The sequence below is a fragment of the Desulfobacter sp. genome (assembly GCA_028768545.1).
Lineage (GTDB): Bacteria > Desulfobacterota > Desulfobacteria > Desulfobacterales > Desulfobacteraceae > Desulfobacter.
Genome location: CP054838.1, coordinates 1755165 through 1779085 on the forward strand (window position 1 = coordinate 1755165; position 23921 = coordinate 1779085).

Here is a 23921-nt window from a genome sequence, read left to right on the forward strand (position 1 = left end):
ATCATCGTTCTCCTTTTCTAAAGGGGATGAGCAGGGCCTTGGGATAGGCCGCCTTTCTGGACATGACAATCAGGGCAACAATGGAAAAGATATAGGGAAGCATCAGGTAAAACTGGTAGGGAATGGCCATGCCGGCCTGCTGCTGCACCCGCATCTGAAGCGCATCAAAGGCGGCAAACAAAAGGCATCCCCAAAGGGCTTTGTAGGGCTTCCATGAGGAAAATACCACCAGGGCAATGCAGATCCATCCCCTGCCGTTGACCATGCCGATATAATAGGCATCAAAGGCAGACAGGGTTAAAAAAGCCCCGCCCACGGCCATCATGGCAGAGCCTGCACATACGGCAAGGGTTCTCAGCCCAAAGACACTCAGACCCTGGGCCTCAACAGCCATGGGGTTTTCCCCGACCATGCAGATGGCAAGCCCCAGGGGGGTTTTGTACAGAACATAGGCCACCCCGACCACGGCTGCCAATGCCAGCAGGGTCAGCGCGGTCTGGGAAAAGAGGACCTCACCTAAAAAGGGAAATCCGCTTAAAAACGGGATATCCAGAGATTGAAACGGGACGATTTTAGGCGGGGTGGTGGCCTTGGGTAAAAGCATGCGGAATACAAAGGCCGACAGGCTGGAGCCCAGCATGGTAATGCCAAGGCCTGTGACATGCTGGCTAAGCCCGAGGTAAACGGAAAAAACAGAGTGTAAAAGGCCCAGGGTCATGCCCACACAGGCGGCAAACCCAATGCCTCCCCAGAGGCTGCCTCCTAAAAATACCCACATCCATCCCCCCATGCATCCGGCGGCCATAATGCCTTCAATGCCGAGATTGAGAACCCCTGCCCGTTCGCAGATTAGCTCTCCCAAGGTGCCGAAGATCAAAGGGGTGGCCATTCTGACCATGGCCACCCAGAATCCGGTTTCAAGGAAAAAATTTACAATGTCCATTTTATCTCCTCCTGATTCTGTATTTGGTAAAGAAAAGCGCCACAAGCACGGCCAAAAGGGAGACTGCCGTGGTAACGTCTGCAATATAGTTGGAAATATTGATGGCCCGGCTCATGGAATCCGCCCCGATATATATGGCAGCCACAAACAGGGCGCTGGCCACAACCCCCAAGGGGTGCAGGGCCGCCAGCATGGCCACCACAATGCCGGAATATCCGAACCCGGCAGAAAGATCTGTGGTCAGATATCCTTTGACCCCTAAAAGTTCGCTTACCCCTGCCATGGCGGCAAGCCCGCCTGAAATCATGGCGGTACGGACAATGGCGCTGGTCACGGGCATGCCGGCAAACCGGGAGGCCTTAAGGTTGGCCCCTGCGGCCCGGATTTCAAATCCCCATACGGTCCGTTCCATAAAGAGCCAGACGAGAACAGCCGTGGCCACGGCCAGAACAAATCCCAAATGGAGCCGTGTCTTTGAAAGGATCACAGGGAGAAGGGCTGAATCGATCACTGGCTCGGACTGGGGCCATCCCATGGACATGGGGTCTTTCCAGGGCCCAAAGACCAGCCAGTTGACAAAGAGCAGGACCACAAAGTTTAACAGCAGGGTGGTGACCACCTCATCCACCTTGAGATGGGTTTTGAGCAGGGTGGGGATCAAGAGAAACAATCCCCCTGCTAGGGCACCTGCCGTAAATAAATAGGGGATCATTACCCAGGCGGGCCAGGCCCCTTTTGTGCCTAAGAGTACGGCCATGCAGGCCCCGATATAAAATTGGCCTTCACCGCCGATATTCCAGAGTTTGGCCCTGAAGGCCACGGCTGCGGCAAGTCCTGTGAAAATTAAGGGGGTGGCCCGGGTCAGGATTTCAGTGATGGCAAATTTGGATCCCATGGCCCCTTGAACCATTAAAATCCATCCGTTCACCGGAGAGGCGCCGCCCCAGAGGATGAGAACCGAACAGACCGCCATGGCAGCGCCGATGGCCAGGATCAGGGCAGCAATAAGACCTGGGATGGACTGGGTTTCCCTGGGTTCAATCCGCATTCTTTTCTCCTCTTGTTTGTTGGCCTGCCATGATCAGTCCCAGTTCGTTCCGGTCCACCTCATCCACATCCATGGAGGACGAGAGTCTGCCCTGGGCCATGACCTGGATTCGGTCGGCCACCAGGAAAAGTTCGTCCAGATCCTCGGAAATGATGATAATTGCCGCCCCTTTCTGGGCCGCGGCCATGAGCTGGGAATGGACATAGGCGGTTGCTCCCACATCCAGCCCCCAGGTCGGCTGGTTGGCCAGGATGATTCTGGGATTGCTGGAAAATTCCCTGGCCAGAATCAGTTTCTGCATATTGCCTCCGGACAGGTTGCGCACCGGGGTGTGAATGTGGGGACAGCGGACATTGAATTTTTTGATCTGTTTTCGGGTATGTTCTGCCATGGCCTTGAACCTGAGCATTCCCCCCCGGGAATAGGCATTGTCCCTGTAAGTCTGGCTTGTCATGTTTTCCATGACACTCATTTCGGCGATGAGCCCTGTTCCGGTCCGGTCATCCGGTACCCGGCCTAATCCTGATTTGACCATGGTTCTGGGGCTGGGGTGTTCAACGGGTTTGGAATGAATATAGATTTTTCCCTTGTCCGGTGTTTCCAGGCCTGAAATAAGATCAGCCAGCTGTGACTGGCCGTTGCCCGACACCCCGGCAATGCCCAGGATTTCACAGGCCTTAAGGCTGAGACTGAGATTTTTCAGCCCGATGGTTTCCCCCCGGGGTTTGAGAAAGATTTCGTCCAGGGAAAGGGCCTCATTGCCCGGAATCAGGCGTTGGCGTGCCGGCCTTTGGATCTCTTCTCCCACCATGGCCCGGGCCAGCTGTTCAGGACTGGTATGGCAGGTATCTGCCTGGAACACGATTTTGCCCTGGCGCAGCACAATGCAGCGCCGGCTGACCTGCATGACTTCCCGCATCTTATGGGTGATGAAAATAATGCTCATGCCCTGGTTGACCATCTGATTCAGGGTGACAAAGAGGTGGTCTGACTCCTGGGGGGTGAGCACGGCCGTGGGTTCGTCCAGGATCAGGATCTTCGCATCCCGGAAGAGCACCTTTAAAATTTCCACCCGCTGCTGTTCTCCCACACTTAAATGTTTAACCCGGGCATCCGGGTCAATGACAAGACCGAATCGGTCCATCAGGCGGGTGAGTTTTTTTCGGGCGTTTTTCCGATGGCTTTTCAGCGTCCAGACAGGTTCTGTGCCCAGGATAATATTGTCCAGTACACTCATGTTGCCGGCCAGGGTAAAGTGTTGATGGACCATGCCGACCCCGGCATTGAGCGCAGCTTTGGGCGAGCCTTGGGCCAGGGGCCTGCCGTTGATCTCAATTGTGCCCTCATCGGCCAGGTAATGGCCGAATAAAATGGACATGAGGGTGGTTTTCCCGGCCCCGTTTTCCCCGAGAAGAGCGATGATTTCTCCAGGGTTCAGGTCAAAGGAAACATCGTCATTGGCCAGGACCTGGCCGAATCGCTTGGTGATACCGGATAATTTAAGTACAGGGTCTGACATGGAATTTATCTGGCCTGTAAAAACAGGCTCCGATCCTTTTGTCCGGGCCGGAACCTGTCTGTTGGCTTACCTTGTGTTTAAAAGGTGGATTTGGGTTCGGTATCGTTGATTTCAACAATAAAGGTGCCGGCCTTGATCTGGTCTGCCTTGGCTTTAATATCCCCAGGAATTTTATCTTCAAATTCATAAAAGGGGGAAAGGCTTGCCCCGCCTTTTTTCATCATGGTCCATTCCTTATAATCTTCTGCCTTGAATTTTCCTGCCTTTACAAGGGCAATGGCGTTGTTTACGGCAGATTCCATGTGCCAGAGGGCAGAGGCCACAACCACGTCCTGCCCGTTTTCTTCCTTGTTCATGTCGTTGACATTGCCAAAGGCTAAGATCCCTTTTTCCCTTGCCGCATCCACAACCCCTGCACGTTCTGCATAGAGGACATCCACCCCTGCCTCTACCTGGGCATAGGCAAATTCTTTGGCCTTTGGCGGATCATACCAGGACCCGATAAAAGAGACCTTGAACTCAACTTTGGGATTTACGGATTTGGCACCCGCCATAAAGGCGTTAAAGAGCCGGTTGACTTCACCGATGGGATATCCGCCCACCATGCCGATTTTATTTGTTTTTGTCATTTGACCTGCAATCATGCCCATGAGAAAGCAGGGCTCGTGAATATAGTTGTCAAAGACGGAAAGATCGGGTTGGGCAGGCCCGAATGTGTCTCCCATGAGATAGGCAGTTTCGGGATAATCTTTGGCTACTTTTCTAACGTCCCTGGAAATACCGAATGCCTCGCCCACGATCAGGTCCATGCCGTTTTCAGAATATTCCCTGAGAACCCGGATATAATCGGTATTCGAGACTTTTTCAGAATAGACATACTCAATATCTCCGGCATCCGCAGCTTTTTGCAGGGCCTTATGAAGACAGGCATCCCATTTTTGCTGAATGGGCTGGGTATAGATTCCGGCCACCTTGATTTTATCTGCGGCCATGGCCTGGGCAGTAAATAATACACAGAACATTAGACTTGCAATCATCAATAAACGCTTCATAAATCATCCTTTTGCGGCAAAAAAGTTAAATAATCAGGGAATGTTCAGAATTCTGTGTCACGGTTTCGGTTCCCGGATCTGCCTCAGCGCCAGCGGAAGTAAAAGTCAGGTCCGAGAATGGGCCTTCAATCAGCCACGTCGGAGGAGTTGACTTTTGCTGGAGTGGAGTTCCTGGAACCATCTTTTCCATCTGTAAATAAATCCCTATCAAATTCCCAGCTCTTTATCCAGCCGGCCTTCAAAGAAAATTGCCAACTGGGAAATTGTCAGTGACCAATTTTGAATCGGCATTGTCCATTTTTTACTGGCGTTCTGGATCCCCATGTAAAGCAGCTTTAACAGGCTGTCCTGGTTCGGGAATGATCCCTTTGTTTTGGTCAGTTTTCGAAACTGTCGATGCACAGCCTCAATGGTATTTGTGGTGTATATTATCCGTCGAATCTCTTCTGGATATTTAAAGAAATGACTGAGGCGTTCCCAGTTGTTCCGCCAGGATTTTATCACAATCGGGTATTTGTCATTCCATTTATTTTCCAAGATATCCAGTTCTTCTTCGGCCAGATCCTTATTGACCGCTTTATAAACACGTTTTAGATCTGCCATAAATTCCTTTTTATTTTTGGAACCAACGTATTTCAATGAATTTCGGATCTGGTGGACTACGCAGAGTTGAACTTCTGTGTCCGGGAATATGGTCTCAATGGCCTCGGGAAAACCTTTTAGACCATCAACACAGGCAATCAGGATATCTTTTACCCCTCGGTTTGAAAGGTCTGTTAACACCTGCAGCCAGAAGTTCGCACCCTCATTCTCGGATATGTACAGCCCAAGAACCTCTTTGCGGCCCTCGATATTCACCCCAAGAATTGTGTAAACGGCCTTGCTGCCGACCTTTCCGTTTTCTCGTACTTTATAATGTATGGCATCAAGCCATACGATTGGGTACACATTTTCCAACGGCCTGGCCTGCCATTCTTTGACGGTATGGATGATTTTATCGGTAATGGTGCTCAGAGTGGCATTTGAAATCTCAAGTCCATAGATTTCCTGTAAATGGGAAGCCATATCATTATAACTCATGCCCAGGCCGTAAAGGGCTATTATCTTTCTTTCAATTTCATCGCTGAGCGTTGTCTGATGTTTTTTGACGATCTGTGGAGAGAAGGTTCCGGCCCTGTCACGCGGGGTTTTTAGCTCAAATTTACCATCCAGGGATTTAATGGTCTTTTTGCTTTTTCCATTACGGCGGTTGGCAGAAACTTCCTGCCCGAGATGGGACTCCAACTCTCCTTCAAGAGCAGCTTCAGCAAGATTTTTGATTAATGATGTAAGGACGCCGCCCTTACCTGTGAAGGGTTTACCTTCCTGGATGCCTTTAAGGGCTTTTTGAAAATCAAATTCGGTGTTTTCTTCGGTCATGTCAGTTCTCCTTATTTAGCTGAGTATATCAGCTTTCATTCAACTGACACAGAATTTTGAACGCCCTCAATAATCACCCCGAGCGGGGCCCATCATGCGGTTTTGCGGGGATCTAAAAACCACACCATGAACAAAGGCTAAATTTTGCCCGGATTATTACCATTTTGATTGGAAAAATACAAGCACCCTGAAAAGGAGGTGTTGATTCATGACAAATTTGTAGTTTGGCAGGAATTGAAATCACAAATTTGTGTTCTAACCTGTGGCAGCCCCTGGGTGAATCCTGGGGATTACCCTATATTTTCTTTACATTATCCATCTTCCAGATTAAAAAACCTGTGCCTGTAAACGGCCCCAATATCATACCAACGGAGAGAACAAATGCTAGAGAAAATTGCCATTTCCCAGGACTGCGGCTTATATCGCATGACTTCGGGAAAACATATAGATTCAATTGTTGCCACCACCCCTGAAACCCGTGCCATTTCAAACAATCCCAAGGTGATGGGGCTTGATTATACCCATCAACTTAAAGCGGCTTGTGCAAGGATTTTAAAGCAGTTGTCAGCCCAGGGCATTTCCTGTCTGGAAGAAAAACAGACCATTGTTTATGATATTCTCAGGGGCGGGTTGAATTTCGGGCTCAGGGAGGCGCTGGGAAAGGCCTTTGGCTGGAACCGCCACGGGTGTTCCTTTATTTCGGCCCAGCGGGCCCGGGATGATGATTCCCCTGAACGATGGCACATTGTAGAGAGTGAATATTCCAAGGTTTATATGCCTAAAACAGCCTCCATTGTCATCGGGGATGTGGTGGCCACGGGCACCAGTCTTGAGCATGCCATGCAGGCCCTGGTGTCAGAGGCTGAAAAACAGGGCACCAAACTCCGGTCCATTGTCTTTTTTACCATTGGCGGCCCCAGGGCCGGTGAAATTCTTGAGAACATGGATGCCATGTGCCGCAAACGGTTTCCCGGTTATGAAAAAACCTGTCTTGTCTATCTGGAAGGCTGTTTTACCGTGCCCACCCAAAAGACCCGGGTCAGGATAAAGGTTACCGGAACCGATCTGCTCCGCCTCAATGCCGTCATGGCCCCTGAATTTATCACCTCCCAATATGAAGATCCCAGCTTTCCCATCCAGCGCTGTGCCATTTATGATGCCGGATCCAGGGCGTTCTGGCCCCCTGAATACCTTGACGACCTCCATGATTATTGGACCCGGGTCAAGGGATTGGCCGATGAAGGGGTGACCTTTGAACAGCTTTTGGCTGAACGCTGTCCCGACCTTGATCCCCAGCGGTTCGGACCGGTGGATTTAGGCGAGGTGTGTAATCGTTCCCTTGCCTGGATCCAATCCATGATCTAAAAAAAAATTCAGGGTCAGGCAGGTGCCTGACCCTGGCCGTTTTGATCTGGTTTTGTACGGGTAAAAGGGCAAGCCGGGTCGAAAAAGCGCAATGGGTTCCCTGGGTTATTTCCTTGAAAAAGGTTTACAATCTGTTCAGATTTCTGTAAGTATCCGGCCTTGCTTGTAAACCAGACTTAAGGAAAAATTATGGCCCCTATTTTCGGCATTGACTTTGGTACGTCCAACTCAGCGGTATCTGTTTCTAAAAACAATACCGTGACACTTCTCAATGTGGATCCTGAAAATCCCATCTCCAATTCCCTTAAATCCATCCTGTATTTTTTAAAACAGGGGGGAGATACCCGCTCTTTTGTCGGGTATGAAGGGGTTCGTCAATATATTGAGAATGAGGCCGAAGGCCGTTATATGCAGTCCATTAAAACCTTTCTGCCGGATACGGGGTTTGAAAAAACATCTATTTACGGGAAAACCTATACCTTGGAAGAATTAATTTCCATTTTTCTCAAGGTGATGAAGGAGAGGGGCGAACGCCTGATTAATGAAGAGGTGACAGACCTGGTTCTGGGCAGGCCTGTGATTTTTTCCCAGGACAGGGTGCGGGAGCAGACCGCCCAGGACCGCTTGATCCGGGCGGCCCACCTGGCCGGATTTAAAAATGTGGAATTCCAGATGGAGCCCATTGCAGCAGCACTTGCCCATGAAAAGAGCATGGCCCATGGAAAGGAAGAAATTGTCCTGGTCGGAGATTTCGGGGCGGGCAGTTCGGATTTTACCATTCACAGGGCCAGACAGGGTGCGGGGAAAACCATGGACCAGAGGCAGAAGGATATTCTTTCTGTGGGCGGGGTCTATATTGGCGGCGATAATTTTGACTCCATGATCATGCGGGAAAAAATCGCCTGGCATTATGGACGGGATGTGGAGGTCAAATCCATGTTCAGTGATAATCTTACAGGCCTTTCCCCCCTGGTGATCCGCAGGCTCATGCAATGGCATCTGATCCCCCAGCTGCGCCGGCCCGCCACATTGAACAATATCAAAGAGCTTAAGGTCGGCGCCAAGCTCAGGGATAAAAAGCGCCTGGAAAATCTTGAGAATCTCATTCATTCCAATTACGGGTATCTGCTTTTTAAGGCCATTGAAAAGGCCAAGTGCGGATTATCCGACCATGGGAGTGCCCAGGTTGTTTTTAACGATTCTGGCATGGCCATTGACGAACCTGTGTTCAGAAAAGAATTTGAAACCATGATCCAGGAAGAAATAGCCTCCCTTGACCAATGCATTGACCAGACCCTGTCCAATGCCGGGCTGGAGCCTGATGATATTGACCTGGTCTTTTTGACGGGCGGTTCTTCATATATTCCTTTGATCAGGGCCTTGTTCGAGGAAAAAATCGGACACCAAAAAATACGGATCGGTGATGCCTTTACCTCGGTGGCTTATGGCCTGGGCCTGTATGCCAGTTTTCTAGCCTAACCTTCCCGGTCTTGTTTTTTCCGGTGCTGTCGTCGGTCTCAGCTTTTTAGTATACGCTTGTATTTATTTTCGCCTTGCCGGAGGTCTTGCCAGAAGTTTTGACGGCCGTCCGGGCGGTCTTGGCGGGCGTACAATGGGCGGTGTGGGTTTGGGCTTTGGCGGGCGGACACCCGGGGGCGGGGGCCTGTGATGGTGGTGGCGGTGATGATAGGTTCCCCAGTGCATTCCGTAATGGACACTCACATAGGGATCAACACTTGTGGTGCCGCAACCGCCGGCCAAGGCAAAAACAAGGCCGGCGAACAAGAAGAAAAACAGCTGTCTGGCGCTCATTATTGATCCTCCCCAGTTGTTTGAGTTGGTAATTGCTGAACGGCAAATACCGCCCCGGACGGATCAGATATGATTGCCACATGGCCTTCCTTGACATTTGGCTCGGGGCTGACAAGGATTTTTCCGCCTAATTTTTCTGCTCTATGGGAAATCAAGGCCACATCGGCCACGGCAATATAGGGAAGCCAGTTGGGTTTAACATGGTCCCAGGTGATTTGAACAATGCCTGCCACAGATCGGTTTTCTTTGGTCAAAAAGGTGTATTGGCCAAAGGGTTCCATGCTGATTTCCCGTGTGCCATAGCCTGCGATCCCTTGGTAGAATTGAATTGCCGCATCCTTATGGGTGGTCCATAGTTCACTGCCCATCCATTGATTTTCCAATGTTTCCGGGGGCATGGGATCTCCGCCTTTGGCCCTGACAATGCCGAAGATGGCGCCCTGGGGATCAATGGCCACACAGACCCTGCCCCTGTCCGGCAGGTCTTTGGGCGGAATATAGAGGCTTCCCTTATTTTTCTGGATGATTTCGGATACCTCGTCAACATTTGTGACTGAAATAAACCCCAGCCATCTGGATTCTTTGATTTCTTTTTTCAGGGGTTTGGAATAGACGGCATTGCCAATGGGAACCCCGTTTTTCAAAATGGTCCGGACATTGGGGCTGCCCAGGTGTTCAAAAGACCAGCCAAACAATTTTTCATAAAAAAGGCTACAGCCTGTCAAATCATCTGTATATAAATCAAACCAGACAAATCGGCCCTCATGATATTGCCCTGTGGCCGTCTGGCTCATTTCAGGAAGCTTGATCCGGGTGCTGGCGCATCCCCAAAAAAAAGAGGCAAGGCAAAGATAAAAGAGCAAAATGGAAAAGACTTTAATCGGACTTGGGCATGTTTTTAAAGGCATTTTTTGTATCCCGATAGATTAACCAAAATTAAAATTGAGGATGCTATGATGAATTGTTTAGCAGATTATAGGGAAAAGTCAACTTCATCAGGGCTCACGCATGTAAATATTGTAAAGTGCCTATAGTTTTGATTGGTTCAAGTATCATCCAAACATAACTTCCTCCAGATATTTGATATCCATAGCAGCATTCAACCTTTTGGTTTTTACACTCCCTTTAAATGTCTTATTGTTCCGTAATAAATTTAATGCAATGTGCCGAATCGCTGCAAAATTCTCAGGAGAGTTCCCCTTTCTGACTCTGCTTTCGTCTTCACGGAACGCAATATCCAATACCCAATGCACTGAATTTTCAATTCCCCAATGCCTCCTGACAGCATTACCAAAAATATTGGGGTCGCTATCCAGGCTCGATATATAATATCGCTTTTCATGACTGATCTGGCCGTCCATTTCCCGGGTGGATTCAATCATTCCAATACTTTTCAAACCTTTCCAACTTTTTTTATCTTCAAACCAATCAATATCAGAGGTTATCACAGCCCTGCGCGTTTCGACTCGACCGTGCCCTCCGTCAACACTGGTCTGTTCATTAAACTGGTACCCCTGATTTTTCATTTCTTCCATTTTATTGAAAAAAAGTACCGCTTCATCATGCAAGGTTTTATGATTTTCTTTCAGGGCAAGGACATAGTCACACCCTTTGTTTATTATGGTTTCAGCGATTTTCTTTTGAGTGCCCATGGCATCAATGGTTATGGGCGCATTCCCATTTTCCCGGTTTTAAAAAGGCCTGTCTTTTAGAGCAAAAAGAATGATATCCTCTGTTACGCTGAAATGAACATAAATGGATTGTGCTAATGAAGAAAGCTGAAGATTGTAATACTGTTGATGAAGTCCTTGCATGCCTCAAAGAACTGGAAGAAGATCCAAATCGCTTGGTTCGTAACGCTAACGAATTAAAACAGATGGAGCAGGAAATCCTTGAGTATACAAATCGGATAAGCGCCTTTTTTTTAAAAAAAAGATCCAGGCCTCAGTAGATTCCTCTGAACAGGTCGACCAAGAAAAAGAATTGATGTCCAATTGGCCGGGACGGATGAAAAGCGAAAGGCTTGAGACCGTTTGGATTCAGCTTTGTACAGATAGTTCGGTTGATATTCATGTTCGATACTATCGAAGGTCCTGTGACCGCCGAAAAGGAAAAAGATATAAAGGTGCATACGCTGGTTTAATCCTTCTTGGAATCCATGATCGCTACTCGCCTGCTTTGGCTTCTATGGTGAGTTCTTGGTCAGCCTTATTAAGTTCTTTTGAAGAAGTCCGTCAAGTGCTTTGTGACCGTGGGATGACGTTGGGTATAAAGGTCATCCGCAAACTGACCTATCGGTACGCAGAGCGGGCTCGAGCCGAACAACAAGCGGGCCGAATCCCATTAAATGATGGAGATTTACTTGAAGGGCGGCGAGTCGTTATCAGCACTGATGGTGGCCGCACTCGGCTCAGAGAGAAGAAAAGGGGACCAAAAACCCAAAAGGATAGAACCCGATTTCGTGGGGCATGGCGAGAACCCAAGCTTTTGATCATTTATGTAGTGGACGCCCATGGAAAACAAGAAAAAAGCTTTTCACCATTTATTGATGGCTGTTTCAATGGACCGGATGGTGTATTCCACTTGTTAAAGGGTTATTTGAACTCCCTTCATATTCAGAACTCAGACAAAATACTGTTTGTTGCAGATGGGGCACATTGGATTTGGAATCGAATCCCTGGACTGCTAAAAGCATTGGGTTTGGCTCCTGAGCGTGTGTATGAACTTCTCGATTTCTACCATGCAGTTGAGCATCTGGGTACAGTAGCAGGCTTAAGGAAGACCTGGTCATCCAAGGAACGCAAACGCTGGGTATTGAAGCAGCGAGGTCTTCTGCTGAAGGGAAAGGCGATTGAGGTGGTACAGGCCGTCCAGAAGCTTTGTAGAGGCAGAAACAGTAAGGCTATCAAGACGGAACGGGATTATTTTGTGCGCAATGAATTGAGGCTTAATTTCTCAACTGTAAAAGCGTTGAACTTACCTATTGGCAGCGGTGCTATTGAAAGTTCGATTCGGAGAGTCGTGAATTTACGTCTTAAAGGTCCATGCATCTTTTGGTATCGGGAGAATGCAGAAAAAATGATTATGCTGCGATCATTTTATAAAGCAGGGCGTTGGAACTGCCTGAAGCAGATGGCAAACATGCACAATCCAGTGCCAGCGGTATAACCGGGAAAATGGGAATGCGCCCATGGTTATAATGCAGCCCGAGATATCTAAAAGTTTTAAAAGATTTGGAATGGCCGTAATTTCAGAGGGCGTTCAAAATTCTGTGTCAGTTGAATGAAAGCTGATATACTCAGCTAAATAAGGAGAACTGACATGACCGAAGAAAACACCGAATTTGATTTTCAAAAAGCCCTTAAAGGCATCCAGGAAGGTAAACCCTTCACAGGTAAGGGCGGCGTCCTTACATCATTAATCAAAAATCTTGCTGAAGCTGATCTTGAAGGAGAGTTGGAGTCCCATCTCGGGCAGGAAGTTTCTGCCAACCGCCGTAATGGAAAAAGCAAAAAGACCATTAAATCCCTGGATGGTAAATTTGAGCTGGAAACCCCGCGTGACAGGGCCGGAACCTTCTCTCCACAGATCGTCAAAAAACATCAGACAACGCTCAGCGATGAAATTGAAAGAAAGATAATAGCCCTTTACGGCCTGGGCATGAGTTATAATGATATGGCTTCCCATTTACAGGAAATCTATGGACTTGAGATTTCAAATGCCACTCTGAGCACCATTACCGATAAAATCATCCATACCGTCAAAGAATGGCAGGCCAGGCCGTTGGAAAATGTGTACCCAATCGTATGGCTTGATGCCATACATTATAAAGTACGAGAAAACGGAAAGGTCGGCAGCAAAGCCGTTTACACAATTCTTGGGGTGAATATCGAGGGCCGCAAAGAGGTTCTTGGGCTGTACATATCCGAGAATGAGGGTGCGAACTTCTGGCTGCAGGTGTTAACAGACCTTTCAAACCGAGGGGTAAAAGATATCCTGATTGCCTGTGTTGATGGTCTAAAAGGTTTTCCCGAGGCCATTGAGACCATATTCCCGGACACAGAAGTTCAACTCTGCGTAGTCCACCAGATCCGAAATTCATTGAAATACGTTGGTTCCAAAAATAAAAAGGAATTTATGGCAGATCTAAAACGTGTTTATAAAGCGGTCAATAAGGATCTGGCCGAAGAAGAACTGGATATCTTGGAAAATAAATGGAATGACAAATACCCGATTGTGATAAAATCCTGGCGGAACAACTGGGAACGCCTCAGTCATTTCTTTAAATATCCAGAAGAGATTCGACGGATAATATACACCACAAATACCATTGAGGCTGTGCATCGACAGTTTCGAAAACTGACCAAAACAAAGGGATCATTCCCGAACCAGGACAGCCTGTTAAAACTGCTTTACATGGGGATCCAGAACGCCAGTAAAAAATGGACAATGCCGATTCAAAATTGGTCACTGACAATTTCCCAGTTGGCAATTTTCTTTGAAGGCCGGCTGGATAAAGAGCTGGGAATTTGATAGGGATTTATTTACAGATGGAAAAGATGGTTCCAGGAACTCCGCTCCAGCAAAAGTCAACTCCTCCGACGTGGCTGATTGAAGGCCCATTCTCGGACCTGACTTTTACTTCCGCTGGCGCTGAGGCAGATCCGGGAACCGAAACCGTGACACAGAATTCTGAACATTCCCTAATTTCATTTGATTTTTCTTCGGTTTTTAATTGCCCTAAAACCACTTTATTAGACGAAGCCCACGCACTGATCATATGAATGGCTTTCTTATCATTGGAGGTATCGTGTGAACGCCTTAGAGTTTTGCCGTCGATTGCAATGACTTGACCTTTGGTCATCTTTGCAACCGACTGAACCCAGTGCATAAAACTGCTCTGAAATTCATTCGGGTTCATCCTTTCAAAAATTCTGCCAAAGGTGTCATGGGAGGGTATCCCATGGGGAAGGCTTAGAAATTTTGACAACCACCTTTTTCTCTTTTTGCCAAAGTTTTCAATTTGCTCATAAGTGTCTGCGCCAGCAACTACCGCACAAATTGCGATGATGACGACATCAATTAAATTATGAAGCTTATTGTGGTGTCTGGGGTCCTGAATATTGTCAAAAAAAGTTTCAAGAGATTTTTTTTTCGTTCATTGGCAACTCCTTGTGTTTATTGCCATATATATCGTATCTGTGCAGCGATGTCTAGGAAAATTTTGTTCGATGCTCATATACTATAGCAAGCCAGGAGAGCCAGGCTGGGATAGGGTGAAGGGGGTGGCGTGGCGTAAATGAGCGGCCCGCCAGGACGGCATAGGTCCGATCATTTCCGCTTCTTAAGCGGTCAGGACGACCGCTTAAGATTTAACGGAATCCCCCTCACCTATTCCAGCCGGGTAAGGACGAATCTTAATAAAAGTTACATGCGATGACCCTGTCAACTTCATGTGAACGCGTTGCCAGTCTGTTGTTCGTTCCCACCTCCTTTTTTATAGAGGCGGTCGAGAGGGTTCTGCACCCGATGAATATCCTTGCGCATGACATGGGTATATATTTCCGTGGTTTTTACATCAGCGTGCCCGAGAAGTTCTTGCAAGACGCGGATGTTCACACCATGCTCAAGCATATGAGTGGCAAAAGAGTGACGCAGGGTGTGGACGGTGGCTCGTTTATCAATATCGGATTTTGCCACCGCCGTTTTTACTGCTTTTTGTAATCCTGACTCAAGAACATGGTGACGCCGCTCGATCTTACTACGCGGATCAATAGAGCGGGAACGAGCAGGAAAGACATACTGCCACCCGGTTTTTTTTGCCGCGTTTTTATACTTTTTTGCCAGGGCATTGGGCAGATACACAGCACCAAAGCCCTCATCAAGATCCTGTTGGTGGAGACTTTTTACACGCGCAATTTGCTGCAACAGTTCCTCTACGACCATTTTAGGAAGATAGGTGGTACGGTCTTTTCCGCCCTTGCCATCTCTGACATAAATCTGACCCTGCCCAAAATCCACATCCTGGATGCGCAGCCTGATACACTCCATAAGCCGGATGCCGGACCCGTAGATCAGTCTCGCCATCAGCATGTGTGTGCCACGCATATGATCCAATACGCTTTTCACCTCCTTTTCTGTCAAAACAGTTGGCGGCCGTCTTTTCCGTTTTGAGCGAACAGGTGCGATTGAGGCATCAAGAGGGTTTAACAGAACATCACGGTAGAGAAATACCAGGGCATTAAGTGCCTGCCTCTGGGTAGAGGCGGCTACTTTTTCATGGGTAGCAAGGTGGGAGAGAAAACGCTCAATTTCTTTTTCCCCCATATCCTTTGGATGGACTTTTTTTTCAAAAAAATAGATATAGCGCATAATCCATTGGCAATAGGTCCTTTCTGTGGACCTTGCATAATGATAATAGCGCAACGTTTCGCGGACTTGGTCAAGCAGCTTAAAGTTTGGATTAGGAGTGAATTTTTTCTTGTTTTCCATGGCAACCATGATAATACTTGTTCTCATGGAGAATGTAAAGAATGGCTTGATATCCTGGAATAAGTTTTCCAGTTTAACAACAGTAATCAAAAATAATATGGAAAATATTTGCAGAGATAAGGCTATATGATGTAAAGTTTCCAATTATTATCACTGTTGGACGTCGTAATAAACATATGGAGGTTTAATGCCAACTTTTATAAATGATAATTTCTCTCTCTTTTATAATGAAAAGGGTTCCGGCCAGCTTTTATTGATACTTCCCGGAAATACAGCGTCTTCCGCATGTCATGAGGGAGAACTGGATCATTTTGGGAAATACTATCATACAGTATCTTTGGATTTTCGAGGAACAGGTAAGTCACAGCGTTTATCATCATGGCAGGATGATTGGTGGGATAAGTGTGCAAAACTGCGTGGTTATGGGAACAAGTGGTGGGGCGAATATAGCATTGCTTCTCGCAATCAAATATCCTGAACAAGTTACAGGAGTCATAGCAGATAGCTGTGCCGAATTATTTTCACCAAAGGATTTGCGTAAGGAAGTAGCGAACAGAGAATTACGTACCAAAGATCAGATAGACTTTTGGGAATATGCAAATGGTGATGACTGGGAAGATGTCGTGAACGAAGACAGTAAGCTATTGTTGAGTTTTGCGGATAGGGGTGGGAATCTTTTTGACGGAAGGCTGGACGCTATAAACTGCCCTGTTCTTCTTACCGGCAGTTTAAAAGATTCTTTTATTACTGATATTGGTGAACAGAACATACGTATGGCCAAACAAATTCAAAATTGCATCACCTTCTTAAGTAATGACGGAGAGCACCCTTTTATGTGGACGTGTCCCGATGTATTTCGATTTGTGTCTTATCAGTTTCTGAAAGAATGGGGTAAGTGATAGCACGCCCAACCAAAAAATTCAGCGGACGCAAAAAGCCGCGCCGCTGATTTAAATCGTTCTGTGTTTTGTGCAAATACTAAAATTTGTGTTGCGCATTGCGCATCATGCTGTATACTTAACTCATGATAAAAACCTTTAAACACAAAGGGCTGCGTAAGTTCTTTGAAACTGGTAAGTTGTCAGGTATTCAACCCGGGCACAAACAAAAGCTCAGAATTCGACTGATCGCACTTGATACGGCAACATGCATAGAAGATATGAATACTCCCGGTTGGCGGCTCCATAGTTTAAAAGGTGATCGCCAAGGATTATGGGCGATTGATGTAAACAAAAACTGGCGTATCGTTTTTGAGTTTAAAGATGGGAATGCCTATATTGTAGATTATGAGGATTATCACTAATGGCCATGTATAACCCTCCCCACCCTGGGGAATTCATCAAAGAAGTTTATTTGGAGCCTTTAAATGTATCGCCCCGCAGCGTTGCTTTACAACTCAAGGTTTCGCCTTCAACCTTCTCAAGGCTCATTAAAGGACAGAGTGCAATCAGTCCTGGAATGGCTCTACGACTATCAAAATGCTTGGGCCGTAGTCCTGAAAGTTGGCTTCGTATGCAGGACAGCTATGACCTTTGGCAAGCTAAACAAAGTATCGATCTTTCTGAAATAGAGCCACTATCAATTCCAGCTTAAGTAATTTGTCGAAAACCACACAGAACCCATCACTGGACGGGACCGCGAGCAGCTCAGCCGCCTTTTTCAAGTGCTGTGGCGCGGCCCGTCAGTTCAACCGTTATTTTTATAGCAAAAAAGGGCAGTCCCATGTTATTCGATGTATGTAACTACAATACGGGTTTTATGGAATGGAGAAACAAGTTTGACTGAAAACAAACAAATCGAAATCTATCAAAGCGAAGATGGCCAGACGCAAATTCAGGTCCGCCTTGAAAAAGAAACCATCTGGCTTTCACAGGCTCAGATGGCAGAACTCTTCGATAAAAATTCCGATACAATCGGCCTGCATTTAAAAAATATTTATAAATCCGGCGAATTGGAACAACCGGCAACGACCGAGGAATCCTCGGTAGTTCGTCAGGAAGGCAAACGTCAGGTTCGCAGGAAAATTAAGTTTTACAATCTTGATGCCATAATTTCGGTTGGTTACAGGGTTAATTCAAAAAAAGGGACTCGATTCAGAATATGGGCCACTCAGCGCCTGAAAGAATACCTTGTCAAGGGGTACAGCATCAATCAACAGCGTTTCAAACAGAATGCTGTTGAACTTCAACATGCAATGGCATTAATTCAGAAAGCTGCTCAATCGCCCTCTATGAAGACAGATATGGGACGAGGTCTTGTTGATATCCTCAGTCGATACACTCAGACCTTTCTATGGCTGCAACAGTATGATGAAGGATTGCTTAAAGAACCGGAAGGTCAAACTGGTGGCAAACTTGTGAACCCTGAAGATGCAATGGACTCGCTCTTAGAACTGAAAAAGCAACTAAAAGCCAAGGGGAAAGCTTCGGATTTATTCGCAAATCCATCTCACAGGGACAGTCTTGGCGCTATATTCGGAAACCTTGACCAAAGTGTATTTGGTCAACCAGCTTATCCGACAATTGAAAGTAAGGCTGCTCATCTACTTTATTTTGTGGTTAAAAATCACCCTTTTACTGATGGAAACAAACGGAGTGGTGCTTTTTTACTTGTAGATTTTTTACATCGAAATGGTCGTCTATTGTCCGATGCCGGGCAACCAGTGATTAATGACACTGGGCTTGCGGCACTCACATTATTGGTCGCAGAATCTGATCCAAAACAGAAAGACACATTAATCAAATTGATAATGAATCTCCTTTGTCAAAACCAACAAATCAAATGAAGCGGATAATACGGGAATGTTCAGAATTCTGTGTCACGGTTTCGGTTCCCGGATCTGTCTCGGCACCAGCGGAAGTAAAAGCCAGGTCCGAGAATGGGCCTTCAATCTGCCACGTCGGAGGAGTTGGCTTTTGCTGGAGCGGAGTTCCTGGAACCATCTTTTCCATCTGTAAATAAATCCCTATCAAATTCCCAGCTCTTTATCCAGCCGGCCTTCAAAGAAAATTGCCAACTGGGAAATTGTCAGTGACCAGTTTTGAACCGGCATTGTCCATTTCTTACTGGCGTTCTGGATCCCCATGTAAAGCAGCTTTAACAGGCTGTCCTGGTTAGGAAACGATCCCTTTGTTTTGGTCAGTTTTCGAAACTGTCGATGCACAGCCTCAATGGTATTTGTGGTGTATATTATCCGTCGGATCTCTTCTGGATATTTAAAGAAATGACTGAGGCGCTCCCAGTTGTTCCGCCAGGATTTTATCACAATCGGGTATTTGTCATTCCATTTGTTTTCCAAAATATCCAGTTCTTCTTCGGCCAGATCCTTATTAACCGCTTTATAAACACGTTTTAGATCTGCCATAAATTCCTTTTTATTTTTGGAACCAACGTATTTCAATGAATTTCGGATCTGGTGGACTACGCAGAGTTGAACTTCTGTGTCCGGGAATATGGTCTCAATGGCCTCGGGAAAACCTTTCAGACCATCAACACAGGCAATTAGGATATCTTTTACCCCTCGGTTTGAAAGGTCTGTTAACACCTGCAGCCAGAAGTTCGCACCCTCATTCTCGGATATGTACAGCCCAAGAACCTCTTTGCGGCCCTCGATATTCACCCCAAGAATTGTGTAAACGGCTTTGCTGCCGACCTTTCCGTTTTCTCGTACTTTATAATGTATGGCATCAAGCCATACGATTGGGTACACATTTTCCAACGGCCTGGCCTGCCATTCTTTAACAGTATGAATGATTTTATCGGTAATGGTGCTCAGAGTGGCATTTGAAATCTCAAGTCCATAGATTTCCTGTAAATGGGAAGCCATATCATTATAACTCATGCCCAGGCCGTAAAGGGCTATTATCTTTCTTTCAATTTCATCGCTGAGCGTTGTCTGATGTTTTTTGACGATCTGTGGAGAGAAGGTTCCGGCCCTGTCACGCGGGGTTTTTAGCTCAAATTTACCATCCAGGGATTTAATGGTCTTTTTGCTTTTTCCATTACGGCGGTTGGCAGAAACTTCCTGCCCGAGATGGGACTCCAACTCTCCTTCAAGAGCAGCTTCAGCAAGATTTTTGATTAATGATGTAAGGACGCCGCCCTTACCTGTGAAGGGTTTACCTTCCTGGATGCCTTTAAGGGCTTTTTGAAAATCAAATTCGGTGTTTTCTTCGGTCATGTCAGTTCTCCTTATTTAGCTGAGTATATCAGCTTTCATTCAACTGACACAGAATTTTGAACGCCCTCGATAATACCGCTTATTTGGGTAATTCACCTGGACATGCGTGGGCTGGCCAAAAAAAATCAGGATAATGCCATAAGCTGTTGTGTGCTTTGGATAGGTAAGGTCAACCCTGTTTTGATACGATCAACCGGATTTTTTCAGACAAGGATAAGATGTTTCAGGCTAAATTTTTAACCTGCCTTAAAAGCTGTTTGATCTTTGCCGCCTTGGGGCCCACTTTGGCCTGTTTTGCATGATTTGCTGAGCCGGGCAGGCAGACCGGGGAGTTGTTAAAATGATCAATGGGGATACTATGAGGATAGATTTTTTTTATTCACGGCTGTGATAAACGGCCATCAAGATCAGGTTTAGAAAATCTGCATGAATTGTTTTTGATCCATGGTTCGGATCTGATCGGCCAGCTCTGCAAGCTCCTTGTAGTTGTTTTTCTTTTCCTGGTCAGGATAGCGGATATTATATTGTCTGAACCGCCAGAAGGCCGCTGAGACTGCGGCATAGATCATAAAAATTTTGTATTGGTTTTTTTCTTTTCGTCCCAGAGGCAAGGTGGTCTGGTAGCCTTTGAGCATCCAGGCCACCTTGTCCATGTCAAAGCCCTGGCTGTCGGCGCAGCAGCCCACGGCTGTCATGCCCAGGTCAAAGAGAAAATAGTATTGGCAGGCCTCTTCAAAATCCAGAATCGCCGTAAGCCTTTCCCTGTCAAAGAGCAAATTGTCCCAGAAGATATCCCCGTGGATAAATCCTTTGGCCATGGAGGGATCCAATTGGGTTTGAATATATTGGGTTCATCAGAAAATCGCGTACCTGGACTGAGAAACATCACTGGGAAGGCAATAACACAGTAAGGATTTTTATGCTTGAAATGATGGTGTGAACATGATCATGTTCTAATTTTTTTGTGTTATTCGCACAAAATCGGAGAATGAATTAATGTCCACAAGCTTCATATACCATGCCTTTGGCCTTCGTGACTACTTTTATAAAACAACACGTTTCATCGGTGGAATAATCACTTTTGAACTCATACCAAAACCGGAGGCGGTAAAATGCCCGGAATGTAATTCCAGGTCCGTCACCAGGAAAGGGATTGTGACAAGAGATCTCAGAACAATACCGGTAGGTTCAAAACCCGTGATTCTCAGGACGGCTATCCAGAGAATTTGGTGTTCGTTCTGTCAATTTGTCCGGCAAATCAAACTATCCTTTGCCCAGGAGGGGAAAAGCTATACCCGGGCTTTTGAACGGTATGTCTTGGAGTTGTCTCAGTTCATGACAATCAAAGATATTGCCATCCATTTAAGGATCAGCTGGGATACGATAAAGCAGATCCAGAAAGAAGACCTGCTGAGGCGTTATCGAAATATCCCCCTTGAGAAAGTCCGGCAGATTGCCATAGATGAAATTTCCATAGGGAAAGGGCATAAATACTTGACCATCGTGATGGATCTGGAATCCGGTAGAATTCTGCACGTGGGAGAAGGAAAAGGTGGTGAAGCTTTGAAATCTTTTTGGACAAAAGTGAAAATATCGAAAGCAAAAATCAAAGCCGTCAGCATCGATATGTCCCCGGCATACTTGAGTGCTGTTATTGAAAATCTTTCTGGTTCAGCAATTGTCTTTGACAGATTTCATGTTGTTAAATTGTTCAATGAGAAACTGTCGGATTTCAGGCGAAAGCTCTACAACCTTCTTGCCAATACCGGGCAACAAAAACTTCTGAAGGGAGTCCGGTGGCTTTTGTTAAAAAATCCCGAAAACCTCAGTGATGACAAGAAGGAGGCCCAACGGTTAGAAGAAGCATTGAAAATAAATCAGCCGCTATTGGTAGTCTACTACATGAAAGAGGAACTCAGGCAAATATGGAATCAAAAGAAAAAAGAAACAGCTGAAAAGATAGTCAGCAATTGGATCAATCTGGCCAATATTTCCAAAATTCCAATGTTGATGAAATTTGCCAAGACCTTGGCTGTGCACAGGCAAAGAATCCTTTCATACTATGATTACAGGATATCTACAGGTCCTTTAGAAGGGACAAATAACAAGATAAAAACCATGAAACGGAAAGCTTATGGATACAGGGATTCGGAGTTTTTCAGGTTGAAACTTTTGGACCTTCACAATAAAAGGTACGCATTAATCGGATGAACCATATATTGCTTGTACGCCTTGAGCCAGGGAATAAAGGGATGGGAGATCTCTTTTTTGACGAGTTTTTCAAAATTTGAAACACCGTAGGGAAAGGCCTTGGGCAGGTATTCAGGGGGCGTTATCCTGTGAATTTCGGCCATGGCCTGCCCGATTTCTTTGACCATGGAACAGGTCAGCCGGGAAATGATCTGGCCGGGCAGAAACTCTTTAATATATACGGGTTTATCTTTAAAATGGATAAAGCCTTTTCCTGTCCGGGCGGGGATCAGCCGGGTTGAGGCAATCCCTTGGATTTCCAGGAGGGTCAATACCTTTGTCAGGCAATGGATCTCTTTGTCTGTTTTTTCATCTCAGACCGAGAGGGTGAATTCTCCCTTTGGAGTGGTGATTTTATAACTGGAATTGGCCTGCCCGCCTTCCAGGGCCCGGGCGTTTTCCAGGGGGCCGAGATCATAGAAGGCAAGAAGGGATTCAAGATCTTTTTGATTCAGACAGGTGTAATCAGCCATGGCTGCCTTTATTTTGATCTGTCATGATCCGGATCAGTTCTGATTCAAGATCCTCAAGTTTACATATCCTTAATTTTCTGATCGATTTGGCATTTTGAGTCAGTGATGTCCGGTTAGGTTTTTACTTGCTCAATAATTTTTTGATCTTTGACAATATTGTCCCTGTTTGAACTATGAGAGCCCTGCTCCTCGCAGCCAAACAGGTCATTTAGAATGGCGGTTCGCAGCTGCCGAACTCTTTTGATCGTGACCTTTTCATTAAACTGTTTTTGGCAATGGATTGCCAGTAACAGGTAAGTGATAAGGCCGCCAAGAATCTGAACCATAAGGCCGTATTCACTGCGGGCAATGAGATGATATACCTTCAGATGTTCTTTCCACCATTTGAAAAAATCCTCAATGGTCCACCGGAGTTTATAAATTGTTGCTATTTGTTCCGCTGTTAAATCATGCCTGTCAGTTGCCACATAGTATTTGACGCCAGCAATTTTATAGCCAACAACCCGAACAGGCCTTTTCGTCTGGTTTTGATTCGGAGTACCAAGTTTAACCAGTGCATCATAAAAAATGTAGCTGTCGGAAGGGGTCTCGTGGTTATCAATAATTGTTCTTGTTGTCCTGGTTTTTATACGGCAGACAAAATGTTTGCCTTGCTCCTGAAGCAGGTCAAATTCTTTATGGGATTGATATCCACGATCCATAACACCTGTTTGCCCCTTGGAAACTATTTTGGGAACAAAGGTGCGTTCAGCGCCGTTGCCTTCAGTCAAAAAGATTTTGTTTGGGATTCCGTGATTAATGTCAAATCCGCAATGTACTTTGGCTTTTTTACTTCCTTTTCTGTAGTTCGCCCAGTGCATTGAAAGGACTGCATTTATGAGACTACCGTCAATGGAAACCAACTCTCCTAACTCGGCGTGTTCACCCGGATGACACTCAAGAGCCTGTTTATAAAGATCCTCAAAGATAAATTGCAGTTGTTCGAGTCCCCTGTGATTGATGGCTTCACAGAAACTACTACGGCTGATACCACCGTCTGGCGCAATATTTTCTTTAGCAAAAACATTCTCCTTGAGATCCTGAATTAAATGTCGGGCAGACTTGTGCTCCTGAAGATGGAAATAAACCAAAGCATTTATCTGGTCTTCGAATGTCATTTTTAAAGGGCGGTCTCCTCGAGATTGTAATTCCGGTGCTTTTGAAAGTGACTTTATCAGAGGGCACCTGAAATTGTCAAAGTTCAGGGACCGTAGTTGTTTTTTAGGGACTGAGATGTGCGTCATTTGAGCTCCTTGAGTTAAATTTTCAAGGCGCACAAAAATTTTTACGCACATTTGTCAACACAAAACAGACTGTTTTTTCAATGAT

Annotated in this window: 25 protein-coding genes; 10 read left to right on the top strand and 15 right to left on the bottom strand. The window is 46.2% G+C overall.

Features of this window, described 5'->3' with window-relative positions; translation table 11 throughout:
• Position 1: 1 nt before the first annotated feature.
• From HUN05_08465 to HUN05_08485, 5 genes are all read right to left on the bottom strand, one after another.
• Positions 2-943, bottom strand: coding sequence for an ABC transporter permease (locus HUN05_08465; protein WDP85164.1), 942 nt, complete (start codon positions 941-943; stop codon positions 2-4).
• A 1-nt stretch (position 944) separates the two neighbouring features.
• Entirely contained in the window at positions 945-1991 is a 1047-nt protein-coding gene (locus HUN05_08470; GenBank protein WDP85165.1) for an ABC transporter permease, read from the bottom strand.
• On the bottom strand, positions 1981-3510 hold the full coding sequence (locus HUN05_08475) for an ABC transporter ATP-binding protein (protein ID WDP85166.1): 1530 nt from the start codon (positions 3508-3510) through the stop codon (positions 1981-1983). The genes HUN05_08470 and HUN05_08475 overlap by 11 nt, the downstream gene beginning before the upstream one ends.
• 77 nt (positions 3511-3587) lie before the next feature.
• The gene (locus HUN05_08480; GenBank protein ID WDP85167.1) at positions 3588-4562 is read right to left on the bottom strand and encodes a BMP family protein; all 975 of its coding nucleotides are present in this window, start codon (positions 4560-4562) and stop codon (positions 3588-3590) included.
• Between the two features lie 207 nt (positions 4563-4769).
• Entirely contained in the window at positions 4770-5981 is a 1212-nt protein-coding gene (locus HUN05_08485) for an IS256 family transposase (protein ID WDP85168.1), read from the bottom strand.
• 381 nt (positions 5982-6362) lie between these two features.
• Between HUN05_08485 and HUN05_08490 the strand changes: the two genes are divergently transcribed.
• The gene (locus tag HUN05_08490; GenBank protein WDP85169.1) at positions 6363-7346 is read left to right on the top strand and encodes a hypothetical protein; all 984 of its coding nucleotides are present in this window, start codon (positions 6363-6365) and stop codon (positions 7344-7346) included.
• 189 nt (positions 7347-7535) lie between these two features.
• Entirely contained in the window at positions 7536-8825 is a 1290-nt protein-coding gene (locus HUN05_08495) for an Hsp70 family protein (GenBank protein ID WDP85170.1), read from the top strand.
• A gap of 63 nt (positions 8826-8888) precedes the next feature.
• Here HUN05_08495 and HUN05_08500 read toward each other — a convergent pair whose 3' ends face one another.
• The 3 genes from HUN05_08500 to HUN05_08510 all read right to left on the bottom strand — a co-directional run bounded on the left by HUN05_08500 (position 8889) and on the right by HUN05_08510 (position 10810).
• The gene (locus tag HUN05_08500) at positions 8889-9158 is read right to left on the bottom strand and encodes a hypothetical protein (GenBank protein WDP85171.1); all 270 of its coding nucleotides are present in this window, start codon (positions 9156-9158) and stop codon (positions 8889-8891) included.
• Positions 9158-10066, bottom strand: a complete 909-nt coding sequence (locus HUN05_08505; protein ID WDP85172.1) for a VOC family protein — start codon at positions 10064-10066, stop codon at positions 9158-9160. Before HUN05_08505 ends, HUN05_08500 begins: the two co-directional genes overlap by 1 nt.
• Positions 10067-10210: 144 nt before the next feature.
• Positions 10211-10810, bottom strand: coding sequence for an ISAs1 family transposase (locus tag HUN05_08510; protein WDP85173.1), 600 nt, complete (start codon positions 10808-10810; stop codon positions 10211-10213).
• Between the two features lie 116 nt (positions 10811-10926).
• On the opposite strand from HUN05_08510, the gene HUN05_08515 reads away from it, so the two are divergent.
• From HUN05_08515 to HUN05_08525, 3 genes are all read left to right on the top strand, one after another.
• Positions 10927-11109, top strand: a complete 183-nt coding sequence (locus HUN05_08515) for a hypothetical protein (protein WDP85174.1) — start codon at positions 10927-10929, stop codon at positions 11107-11109.
• A gap of 56 nt (positions 11110-11165) precedes the next feature.
• Positions 11166-12326: a hypothetical protein gene (locus tag HUN05_08520; GenBank protein ID WDP85175.1), complete on the top strand. Its 1161-nt coding sequence runs from the start codon at positions 11166-11168 to the stop codon at positions 12324-12326.
• Positions 12327-12479: 153 nt separating this feature from the next.
• Positions 12480-13691 (top strand): IS256 family transposase, encoded by a 1212-nt coding sequence (locus tag HUN05_08525; protein WDP85176.1) that lies wholly within the window; start codon positions 12480-12482, stop codon positions 13689-13691.
• Positions 13692-13698: 7 nt separating this feature from the next.
• On the opposite strand, the gene HUN05_08530 is transcribed toward HUN05_08525, so the two are convergent.
• Both HUN05_08530 and HUN05_08535 read right to left on the bottom strand, forming a co-directional pair.
• Entirely contained in the window at positions 13699-14280 is a 582-nt protein-coding gene (locus HUN05_08530) for an ISAs1 family transposase (GenBank protein WDP87985.1), read from the bottom strand.
• Between the two features lie 329 nt (positions 14281-14609).
• Positions 14610-15650 (bottom strand): integron integrase, encoded by a 1041-nt coding sequence (locus tag HUN05_08535; GenBank protein ID WDP87986.1) that lies wholly within the window; start codon positions 15648-15650, stop codon positions 14610-14612.
• A gap of 311 nt (positions 15651-15961) precedes the next feature.
• Here HUN05_08535 and HUN05_08540 point away from each other — a divergent pair, with 311 nt between their 5' ends.
• The 4 genes from HUN05_08540 (at position 15962) to HUN05_08555 (ending at position 18435) form a co-directional block, all read left to right on the top strand.
• Entirely contained in the window at positions 15962-16549 is a 588-nt protein-coding gene (locus HUN05_08540; GenBank protein ID WDP85177.1) for an alpha/beta hydrolase, read from the top strand.
• A gap of 125 nt (positions 16550-16674) precedes the next feature.
• Entirely contained in the window at positions 16675-16953 is a 279-nt protein-coding gene (locus HUN05_08545) for a type II toxin-antitoxin system RelE/ParE family toxin (GenBank protein ID WDP85178.1), read from the top strand.
• Positions 16953-17243, top strand: coding sequence for a HigA family addiction module antidote protein (locus tag HUN05_08550; GenBank protein WDP85179.1), 291 nt, complete (start codon positions 16953-16955; stop codon positions 17241-17243). The genes HUN05_08545 and HUN05_08550 overlap by 1 nt, the downstream gene beginning before the upstream one ends.
• Positions 17244-17382: 139 nt before the next feature.
• Positions 17383-18435 (top strand): virulence RhuM family protein, encoded by a 1053-nt coding sequence (locus tag HUN05_08555; protein WDP85180.1) that lies wholly within the window; start codon positions 17383-17385, stop codon positions 18433-18435.
• A 183-nt stretch (positions 18436-18618) separates the two neighbouring features.
• On the opposite strand, the gene HUN05_08560 is transcribed toward HUN05_08555, so the two are convergent.
• Together HUN05_08560 and HUN05_08565 are read right to left on the bottom strand one after the other, a co-directional pair.
• Positions 18619-19830 (bottom strand): IS256 family transposase, encoded by a 1212-nt coding sequence (locus HUN05_08560; protein WDP85181.1) that lies wholly within the window; start codon positions 19828-19830, stop codon positions 18619-18621.
• A gap of 413 nt (positions 19831-20243) precedes the next feature.
• On the bottom strand, positions 20244-20648 hold the full coding sequence (locus HUN05_08565; GenBank protein ID WDP85182.1) for a phosphotransferase: 405 nt from the start codon (positions 20646-20648) through the stop codon (positions 20244-20246).
• Between the two features lie 178 nt (positions 20649-20826).
• Between HUN05_08565 and HUN05_08570 the strand changes: the two genes are divergently transcribed.
• Positions 20827-22041: an ISL3 family transposase gene (locus tag HUN05_08570; GenBank protein ID WDP85183.1), complete on the top strand. Its 1215-nt coding sequence runs from the start codon at positions 20827-20829 to the stop codon at positions 22039-22041.
• Here HUN05_08570 and HUN05_08575 read toward each other — a convergent pair.
• The 3 genes from HUN05_08575 to HUN05_08585 all read right to left on the bottom strand — a co-directional run bounded on the left by HUN05_08575 (position 22011) and on the right by HUN05_08585 (position 23836).
• The gene (locus HUN05_08575) at positions 22011-22352 is read right to left on the bottom strand and encodes a hypothetical protein (protein WDP85184.1); all 342 of its coding nucleotides are present in this window, start codon (positions 22350-22352) and stop codon (positions 22011-22013) included. The genes HUN05_08570 and HUN05_08575 overlap by 31 nt on opposite strands.
• 42 nt (positions 22353-22394) lie before the next feature.
• Complete coding sequence (locus HUN05_08580) at positions 22395-22553, bottom strand: hypothetical protein (GenBank protein WDP85185.1); 159 nt, start codon at positions 22551-22553, stop codon at positions 22395-22397.
• A gap of 113 nt (positions 22554-22666) precedes the next feature.
• The gene (locus HUN05_08585; protein WDP87987.1) at positions 22667-23836 is read right to left on the bottom strand and encodes an IS4 family transposase; all 1170 of its coding nucleotides are present in this window, start codon (positions 23834-23836) and stop codon (positions 22667-22669) included.
• Positions 23837-23921: the final 85 nt, after the last annotated feature.

Excerpts from the sequence above, each read along its gene's own strand:
- HUN05_08465 (WDP85164.1), bottom strand. The coding sequence starts at position 943 with ATGGACATTGTAAATTTTTTCCTTGAAACCGGATTCTGGGTGGCCATG.
- HUN05_08470 (WDP85165.1), bottom strand. The coding sequence starts at position 1,991 with ATGCGGATTGAACCCAGGGAAACCCAGTCCATCCCAGGTCTTATTGCT.
- HUN05_08475 (WDP85166.1), bottom strand. The coding sequence starts at position 3,510 with ATGTCAGACCCTGTACTTAAATTATCCGGTATCACCAAGCGATTCGGC.
- HUN05_08480 (WDP85167.1), bottom strand. The coding sequence starts at position 4,562 with ATGAAGCGTTTATTGATGATTGCAAGTCTAATGTTCTGTGTATTATTT.
- HUN05_08485 (WDP85168.1), bottom strand. The coding sequence starts at position 5,981 with ATGACCGAAGAAAACACCGAATTTGATTTTCAAAAAGCCCTTAAAGGC.
- HUN05_08490 (WDP85169.1), top strand. The coding sequence starts at position 6,363 with ATGCTAGAGAAAATTGCCATTTCCCAGGACTGCGGCTTATATCGCATG.
- HUN05_08495 (WDP85170.1), top strand. The coding sequence starts at position 7,536 with ATGGCCCCTATTTTCGGCATTGACTTTGGTACGTCCAACTCAGCGGTA.
- HUN05_08500 (WDP85171.1), bottom strand. The coding sequence starts at position 9,158 with ATGAGCGCCAGACAGCTGTTTTTCTTCTTGTTCGCCGGCCTTGTTTTT.
- HUN05_08505 (WDP85172.1), bottom strand. The coding sequence starts at position 10,066 with ATGCCTTTAAAAACATGCCCAAGTCCGATTAAAGTCTTTTCCATTTTG.
- HUN05_08510 (WDP85173.1), bottom strand. The coding sequence starts at position 10,810 with ATGGGCACTCAAAAGAAAATCGCTGAAACCATAATAAACAAAGGGTGT.
- HUN05_08515 (WDP85174.1), top strand. The coding sequence starts at position 10,927 with ATGAAGAAAGCTGAAGATTGTAATACTGTTGATGAAGTCCTTGCATGC.
- HUN05_08520 (WDP85175.1), top strand. The coding sequence starts at position 11,166 with ATGAAAAGCGAAAGGCTTGAGACCGTTTGGATTCAGCTTTGTACAGAT.
- HUN05_08525 (WDP85176.1), top strand. The coding sequence starts at position 12,480 with ATGACCGAAGAAAACACCGAATTTGATTTTCAAAAAGCCCTTAAAGGC.
- HUN05_08535 (WDP87986.1), bottom strand. The coding sequence starts at position 15,650 with ATGGAAAACAAGAAAAAATTCACTCCTAATCCAAACTTTAAGCTGCTT.
- HUN05_08545 (WDP85178.1), top strand. The coding sequence starts at position 16,675 with ATGATAAAAACCTTTAAACACAAAGGGCTGCGTAAGTTCTTTGAAACT.
- HUN05_08550 (WDP85179.1), top strand. The coding sequence starts at position 16,953 with ATGGCCATGTATAACCCTCCCCACCCTGGGGAATTCATCAAAGAAGTT.
- HUN05_08555 (WDP85180.1), top strand. The coding sequence starts at position 17,383 with ATGTATGTAACTACAATACGGGTTTTATGGAATGGAGAAACAAGTTTG.
- HUN05_08560 (WDP85181.1), bottom strand. The coding sequence starts at position 19,830 with ATGACCGAAGAAAACACCGAATTTGATTTTCAAAAAGCCCTTAAAGGC.
- HUN05_08565 (WDP85182.1), bottom strand. The coding sequence starts at position 20,648 with ATGGCCAAAGGATTTATCCACGGGGATATCTTCTGGGACAATTTGCTC.
- HUN05_08570 (WDP85183.1), top strand. The coding sequence starts at position 20,827 with ATGTCCACAAGCTTCATATACCATGCCTTTGGCCTTCGTGACTACTTT.
- HUN05_08580 (WDP85185.1), bottom strand. The coding sequence starts at position 22,553 with ATGGCTGATTACACCTGTCTGAATCAAAAAGATCTTGAATCCCTTCTT.
- HUN05_08585 (WDP87987.1), bottom strand. The coding sequence starts at position 23,836 with ATGACGCACATCTCAGTCCCTAAAAAACAACTACGGTCCCTGAACTTT.